Origin of the sequence: Arthrobacter agilis, assembly GCF_002953615.1 — a bacterium.
Lineage (GTDB): Bacteria > Actinomycetota > Actinomycetes > Actinomycetales > Micrococcaceae > Arthrobacter_D > Arthrobacter_D agilis_B.
The window spans coordinates 936,115-943,180 of sequence record NZ_CP024915.1 but is presented as its reverse complement, the minus strand read 5'-3'; the positions used below and the strand labels follow the sequence as shown (position 1 = coordinate 943,180).

Annotated in this window: 5 protein-coding genes and 2 pseudogenes; 1 reads left to right on the top strand and 6 read right to left on the bottom strand. The window is 69.9% G+C overall.

Annotation, left to right across the window (positions count from 1 at the left end; all coding sequences use genetic code 11):
* From CVO76_RS04550 to CVO76_RS04525, 6 genes and pseudogenes are all read right to left on the bottom strand, one after another.
* Nucleotides 1-759: pseudogene (locus CVO76_RS04550) on the bottom strand (prephenate dehydrogenase); the annotation flags it as partial.
* A 69-nt stretch (nucleotides 760-828) separates the two neighbouring features.
* Nucleotides 829-2,142 carry a pseudouridine synthase gene (locus CVO76_RS04545; protein ID WP_208740892.1) on the bottom strand — a complete coding sequence of 438 codons (1,314 nt, stop codon included), beginning with the start codon at nucleotides 2,140-2,142 and terminating at the stop codon, nucleotides 829-831.
* 27 nt (nucleotides 2,143-2,169) lie between these two features.
* A complete protein-coding gene (scpB, locus tag CVO76_RS04540) occupies nucleotides 2,170-2,811 on the bottom strand; it encodes an SMC-Scp complex subunit ScpB (RefSeq protein WP_208740890.1) in 642 nt (213 codons plus the stop codon).
* Complete coding sequence (locus CVO76_RS04535; RefSeq protein WP_208740888.1) at nucleotides 2,804-3,748, bottom strand: segregation and condensation protein A; 945 nt, start codon at nucleotides 3,746-3,748, stop codon at nucleotides 2,804-2,806. Before CVO76_RS04535 ends, scpB begins: the two co-directional genes overlap by 8 nt.
* A 44-nt stretch (nucleotides 3,749-3,792) precedes the next feature.
* Nucleotides 3,793-4,680 (bottom strand): ParA family protein, encoded by an 888-nt coding sequence (locus CVO76_RS04530; RefSeq protein WP_208740886.1) that lies wholly within the window; start codon nucleotides 4,678-4,680, stop codon nucleotides 3,793-3,795.
* Nucleotides 4,681-4,981: 301 nt separating this feature from the next.
* Nucleotides 4,982-6,379 carry a cation:dicarboxylate symporter family transporter gene (locus tag CVO76_RS04525; RefSeq protein WP_133081935.1) on the bottom strand — a complete coding sequence of 466 codons (1,398 nt, stop codon included), beginning with the start codon at nucleotides 6,377-6,379 and terminating at the stop codon, nucleotides 4,982-4,984.
* Between the two features lie 227 nt (nucleotides 6,380-6,606).
* On the opposite strand from CVO76_RS04525, the pseudogene CVO76_RS17235 reads away from it, so the two are divergent.
* Nucleotides 6,607-7,066, top strand: a pseudogene (locus tag CVO76_RS17235) (histidine kinase); the annotation flags it as partial.

Below are 7,066 nucleotides of genomic sequence, written 5' to 3'. Positions count from 1 at the left end.
GCCCGCCGTCGGGTCCTCGAGCGTGCCGATCAGGCGGTCGAGGTCCTCCCGGACGCCGTAGAGGATGTCGACGAGCCGGGCGGCGTTGGCCGACAGGATCTGCACCCACAGGCGCGGATCGCTCGCAGCGATCCGCGTGACGTCCCGCAGCCCGTTCCCCGCGAGGGAGAGTGCCTGGACGGGTGAGTCCTGCAGCCTGCTCGCGACGAGCGACGACACCACCTGCGGGAGGTGGGAGATGAGCGCGACGGCCTCGTCGTGCTCCTCGACGGACATGCGTGCGGGCACGGCGCCGAGGTCGACGGCGAGCGACTCGGCGCGCAGGACGGCCTCGGGCGCGCTGTCGGCGTGTGCGCAGAGGACCCAGGGTGCTCCGGTGAACAGCTCGGCCCGCGCGGCGACCGGACCGGACTTCTCACGGCCCGCCATGGGGTGCGTCCCCACGTAGCGGGACAGGTGCGCAGCGGCGTCCGGGGTCGCCGAGAGTTCACGCAGGACGGCTTCCTTGACGCTGCAGATGTCCACGACGACGGCGCCGGGATAGGCCAGCAGTGCCCCGGCCACCACGCGGGCGGTGACGTCGGGCGGCGTCGCCACGACCACCAGCTCGGGTGACACCGACTCGCCGGCGCCCTGCGCCTGGCCGAGGAGCCGGCCCGCACCGATGTCGCGGGCCACCGCCTCCGTCGACGGCGAGCTGTCGGACAGGACGACGTCGAGCCCGCGCGCGCGCAGGCCCAACCCGATGCTCGCCCCCAGCAGGCCCGCCCCGATGACCAGGACGGGACCGGCGAGGTGGGTTCCCTGTTCCGTGCGCGTGGACATCGGCTAGAGGCCCACCGATGCCAGCAGGTGCCCGACCTCCTGGCGCCCGAGCACGCGGATGCTGCCCTGGCGCTGGTCGCCGACCCGGATGGGTCCGAGCTGGGTGCGCACGAGGCGCTCGACGGGGTGGCCGACGGCGTCGAAGAGCCTCCGGACCACGCGGTTGCGGCCGGAGTGCAGGACGACCTCGACGAGGACGTGGCCCGGCGTCGAATCGACGAGCTTGAAGGAGTCCACCTGGGCGAGTCCGTCCTCGAGCTCGATGCCCTCCTTCATCTGGGCGCCGACACCCTGCGCCATCGGTCCGCGGACCTGGACGAGGTACGTCTTCGGGACCTCGTAGGACGGGTGGGTCAGGCGGTTGGTGAGCTCGCCGTCGTTCGTGAGCAGGAGCAGGCCCTCGGTCTCCGCGTCGAGCCTGCCGACGTGGAAGAGGCGCTCGTTCTTGTTCTTGTTCTTCAGGAAGTCGCTGATGCAGGGGCGGCCCTCCGGATCCTCCATCGTGGAGACCACCCCGCGCGGCTTGTTGAAGACGTAGTACTTCAGGTGCTCGTCCAGCTGCAGGCGGATCCCGTCCACGTGGATGGCGACCTGCTCCGGATCGACCCGCACGCCGAGCTCCGTCACGACAGTGCCGTCCACCTCGACGCGGCCGTCGAGGATCATCTCCTCGCAGACACGGCGGGAGGCGACGCCCGCGAGCGCCATGACCTTCTGCAGGCGCACGCCCTCCGGGTTGTGGACGTCGATCTCGTCCGCAGGGCGGCTCGCACGCCTGGGCCTGGCCGGACGCACCGGTCCGAGATTCTGCCCGAACCGCTCGCGGCCGAAGGCCTTGGGTCCCGCGGGCTTCTGGCGTCCGGCGCCCTCCTGCCCGCCGGAGCGGGAGCCCGGCGTGGAGCCGGCAGCGGGGCGTCCGGAGGTCTTCGCGCCGAAGCGGCCCGACGGGGTTCCCGAGGACGGGCGGCCGGCGGCGGAACGGGCACGGCCCTCGGCGGAATCACGGCGTCCACCGCCCGCGGAGGCCGGGCGGCCTTCGGCGGAGCGGCCGCCGCGTTCTGAACGGTCCTGGGACGGACGGCCCTCGGACCGGCCGGCATCGCGCCCGCCGCGGTCCTGGGACGGACGGCCCTCGGACCGGCCGCCGCGCTCTGCTCGCTCCTGGAAGGGTCGTCCCTCGGCCGGACGGCCTCCGCCCTGCGCCGAGCCGCCGCGGGGCGAGGACTTCCGGCCACGGGCAGCATCGGATGGGCGTCCGGTCGACCCGCCGCGGCGCGGCGTATTGCGTCCGGAACCGGATCCTGGCTGCTGTGTCATGTAGAAAGTCCTTCTCGTAGGTCGTGCTCAGTACGTCGTCTCGTCATACTCCCCAAGGCTCTCGAGGCCCGGCAGATGGGGAGCGATCCGGGGCAATTCGTCGACGCTGCCCAGCCCCAATCTTTCCAGAAAGAGGGTGGTGGTCCCATAGAGGACCGCACCGGTCTCCGGATCGGTCTCGAGCTCGACGACCAGTCCTCGCTGGAGCAACGTCCGGACCACCGAGTCGACAGTGACGCCCCGGATCGCTGAGACCCGGGCACGGGACACCGGCTGGCGGTACGCGATGACCGCCAGGGTCTCGAGTGCTGCCTGTGAGAGCCGGGCTGACTGGCCGTCGAGCACGAAGTCGGCGACAACGGAGGCGAAGTGCTTCCGGGAGAAGATGCGCCACCCGCCGGCGATGGTCCGTAGTTCGAAACCGCGCGGCGAAGTGCGCTCGGTGTTCTGGGGGCCGGACCCAGTATAGCCGTCGTACTCGCGCTGCAGTTCCACGAGTACCGCGTGCACCAGGGCCGTCGGACGCTCGAGCACTGCAGCGAGCTGTTCGTCCGTGACGGGGCGGTCGGCGACCATGAGGATCGCCTCCACCGCTCCGCGGAGCCCGCCCGGGAGTTCCTCGACGGGGATCTCCCCGCTGCCGGAATCGGCTCCGGTGGGCTCATCCATGCCGGCCCCCGTCACCGTGCGCTCCGACGAGGTCCCCTTCGAAGTCGCTCGTCAACCGTTCCGCAGTCCACCGGTCGTCCTCGGCGCTCCAGGTCACCAGCAGCTCGGACAGCGGCGCCGACTGCTCGAAGGAGATGGCGCCGTCCCGGAACAGTTCGAGCAGCGCGAGGAACCGCACCACGAGCACCAGGCGCGACGCGGCGTCCGCCGTCAGCTGCCGGAAGGACAGCGGGCCGCGGGCCAGCAGCAGGTCCTGGAGCACCACGGCCTCGTCCCGCACGCTGACCGGTGGTGCGTGGAGATGCTCGATGCTGACCTGCAGCGGCTGCTCCTGGCGCGGAGCCAGCACCTTCGCGGCGAGGGCGGCGAACTCCTCGGCGGAATGCTTCCACACGAGTTCAGGGAGGAGTCGGGTGAACGCGGGTTCGAGGGGGACGTCGCGGGGGTGGCGCGCGTCCTCCTCCTCGAGCCGCTGCGCGAGGTGCCGAGCCATCTCCTTGAACGCCCTGTATTGGAGGAGGCGGGCGAACAGGAGGTCGCGGGCTTCGAGGAGCGCGATGTCCTCCTCGTCCTCGACGGCGCCGGCCGGCAGGAGCCGCGCTGCCTTCAGGTCGAGCAGCGTGGCCGCGACGACGAGGAACTCGCTCGCCTCGTCGAGCTTCCATTCGCCCTCGGCGGCCTGGATCCTCCGGATGTGGGCGATGAACTCGTCCGTGACCTGTGCGAGGGCGATCTCCGTGATGTCGAGTTCCCGCCGTGAGATCAGGTTCAGCAGCAGGTCGAAAGGCCCGCTGAAGTTGGTGAGCTGCACCTCGAAGACAGGGCGACCCGTGGCCGCCGGCGCCGCATTGTCGTCGCCGTCGGCCGCCGGGGCTGCGGCTCCGCCCCGGGCCCCGGGGTCCACCGTCGTCGGCCGTCCTGCCCCACGCGTGGTCATGGGCACCATCTAGCTGTACCGGGCGGACCCGGGGGCGATCGGCACTAGGGCGCTCCACCCCTGCTGATGAGCTCCTTCGCGAGCCTGCGGTAGGCGTCGGCTCCGGAGTGGTTCGCCGCATAGGACGTGATGGGCTCGGCGGCCACGGTCGCGTCCGCGAACTTGATGGTGCGCTTGATGACGGTCTCGAAGACCTTGTCCCCGAACGCCTCCACGAGGCGCGCGATGACTTCGCGGCTGTGCAGGGTCCGCGCGTCGTACATCGTGGCGAGCACGCCGTCGATCTGGAGCCTCGGGTTCAGGCGGTCCTGCACCTTCTCGATGGTCTCCACCAGCAGCGCGACGGCACGCAGGGCGAAGAACTCGCAGATCAGCGGGATGATGACCCCGTGTGCCGCGGTGAGGGCGTTGACCGTCAGCAGTCCGAGGGAGGGCTGGCAATCGATCAGGATGACGTCGTAGTCGTCCGACACCTTGCGCAGCGCGCGGTCGAGGACCTGCTCGCGGGCCACCTCGTTGACGAGCTGCACCTCGGCGGCGGACAGGTCGATGTTCGCCGGCAGCAGGTCGATGTTCTCGATCGCGGTGTGCTGGATGGCGTCGTGGATGGTCACCTTCCGGTCCATCAGCATGTTGTACACCGTCACGTCGAGTTCGTGCGGGTTGGTGCCGAGGCCCGCGGACAGGGCGCCCTGGGGGTCGAAGTCGACCAGCAGGACCTTCCGTCCGGCCTCCGCGAGTGCCGCGCCCAGGTTGATGGTCGACGTCGTCTTCCCGACGCCGCCCTTCTGGTTGACCATCGCGATGACCCGCGCCGGGCCGTGCGACTCCAGGACCCTCGGCTCGGGGAATTCCGTCACAGGGCGGCCGGTCGGGCCCAGTCCCGCGTCCACTGCGCTGGGCAGAGTTGTGGAACCCTGTTCACTACTCACGTTGTTCTCCACGCTTCCATCAGAATCGGTGCGGGCCGGTCGACGATCCAACGCGAGCGGCATTTCTCATAGTCAACGGTACAACGCCCACGGCGACCGCCGTGGCGGGCCCTGCTGTTCGGGCGCGAGCCTTGAACCTCGACCAGAGGTCGAAGGTCGGTCCGACGGACGGGCGCCGGAGTGCCGCGCCGTGCCGGCAGGCACCGGTTCGCGGCCGCCGGACGGAGACGGCGACGCCCCGGAAGCAATCCGGGGCGTCGCCGTCGTCTCGTTGCGGACCTCCGTCCGACAGGTACGTGCGTCAGGGAGCGGTGTTCCCCCGGACGGCGGCCTCGGTCCTGGCTTCCGCGCCGTCCTCGACGTCGTCGTTGTCGAAGCGGTGATCGGTGCTCATCGTGGTCTCGTCGAACGGCAGGCGTCCCTCGAGGACCTCGTCGACGCGGCCCCGGTCGATCTCCCTGGTCCAGGTCCCGATCAGGACGGTGGCGACGGCGTTGCCGGTGAAGTTCGTCAGGGCACGGGCCTCGGACATGAACCGGTCGATACCGACGATCAGGCCGACACCGTCCACCAGGTCGGGGCGGTGCGACTGCAGGCCGCCGGCAAGGGTCGCGAGACCGGCACCTGTGACGCCGGCCGCACCCTTGGAGGCGATGATCATGAAGATCAGGAGGGAGATCTGCTCGCCGAGGGCCAGCGGCTTGCCCAGGGCTTCCGCGACGAAGAGCGAGGCCATCGTGAGGTAGATGGCGGTCCCGTCCAGGTTGAAGGAGTACCCGGTGGGGACGGTCACGCCGACCACGGGCTTGGAGATACCGAGGTGTTCCATCTTCGCGATGAGGCGGGGCAGCGCCGCTTCGGAGGACGAGGTGCTGAAGATGAGCAGGTACTCGCGGCCGAGGTACTTCATCAGCTTCAGGATGTTGACGCCGGTGGCGAGCTTCAGCAGCCCGCCGAGGATGACGACGATGAAGAGGATGCAGGTGATGTAGAACGCGATCATCAGGGTGGCCATGCTGATGATCGCCTGGATGCCGGTCTCACCGACCACGGCCGCGATGGCGCCGAAGGCGCCGATGGGCGCGAGCCACATGATCATGACGAGGATGCGGAAGACCAGTGCCTGGATGTGTCCGATGCCGCGGAGGACCGGCTTGCCCGCCGAGCCCATCTTCTGCAGGGCGAAGCCGACGAGCAGCGCGACGAACAGGGTCTGCAGGATGCTCGGCCCGGTCAGGGCCGACAGGAGTGTCGTCGGGATGATGCTGAGCAGGAAGCCGACGGTGCCGCCCTCGCCGCCCTCGGCGGACTCCGGCACCTCGTAGGTCGAGGACGAGATGTCGAGGCCCTCGCCGGGCTGGATGAGGTTGCCCACGACGAGGCCGATGGCGAGCGCGAAGGTGGACATGAGGATGAAGTAGCCGAGTGCCAGGCCACCCACCTTGCCGACCGTCGCAGCCTTGGCGATGGAACCGATACCGAGCACGATGGTGCAGAAGATGATGGGGGCGATCATCATCTTGATGAGGTTGATGAAGCCCGTCCCGAGCGGCTTGAGCGCCTTCGCGAATTCGGGGGCGGCCAGGCCGAGGATCGCGCCGAGCACCACGGCGACGATGACCGCGATGTAGAGGAAGTGGGTCTTGTCGACCCGCTTGCGGGGTTGTGCGGGTCCGCTGTCGGACCGCGATGGCGCCATAGCCATGGTGTCTCCCTAGGTGTTCGGCCGCCCGGTGGCGCCGGCGGGGAAGGTCGTTCTTCGTCCGCGGGGGAGGTACCAGGAAGCGTACTGTTGAGTATTTCCCCATCATCATCGCATCGGGCGTGACCGGGGTCACGATTGAGTTCATACTGGTCGTGGCCCGGCGCCGGGGCGCGGCGGCCCGGTCCCGGACCGGCAGGAACCGGAAGGAGCAGGATCACGGCGTGAGTCGATGGAGCCTCGCCCAGCAGTTCTTCGTGGCCCAACTCCTGTTCATCCTCGTCCTTGCCGCTGCCCTCTCGGTCATCCTCTACGCGGACGCCGAACAGGGCGTCAACGACGCCACGGCCGAACGCATGGTCGCGGTCGCCACGGCCATCGCCCTCGAACCGGCGGTCCTCGAAGCCGTCGAGGGGCCTGATCCCTCGGCCACCCTGCAGCCCTACGCCGTGGACGTCATGGACCGGCTGGGCGTGGACTTCATCACGATCATGGACACCGACAGGACGCGCTTCACGCACCGCACCCCGGAGCAGATCGGCAGGCCCTACATCGGCTCGGTCTCCGAGGCGCTGGCCGGCCGGACGCAGACCGAGACCTACGCCGGCACCCTCGGCCCGTCCATCCGGTCCATCGTCCCCGTGGTCGACGACGGCGGGGCGGTGCGGGCGATGGTCGCGGCGG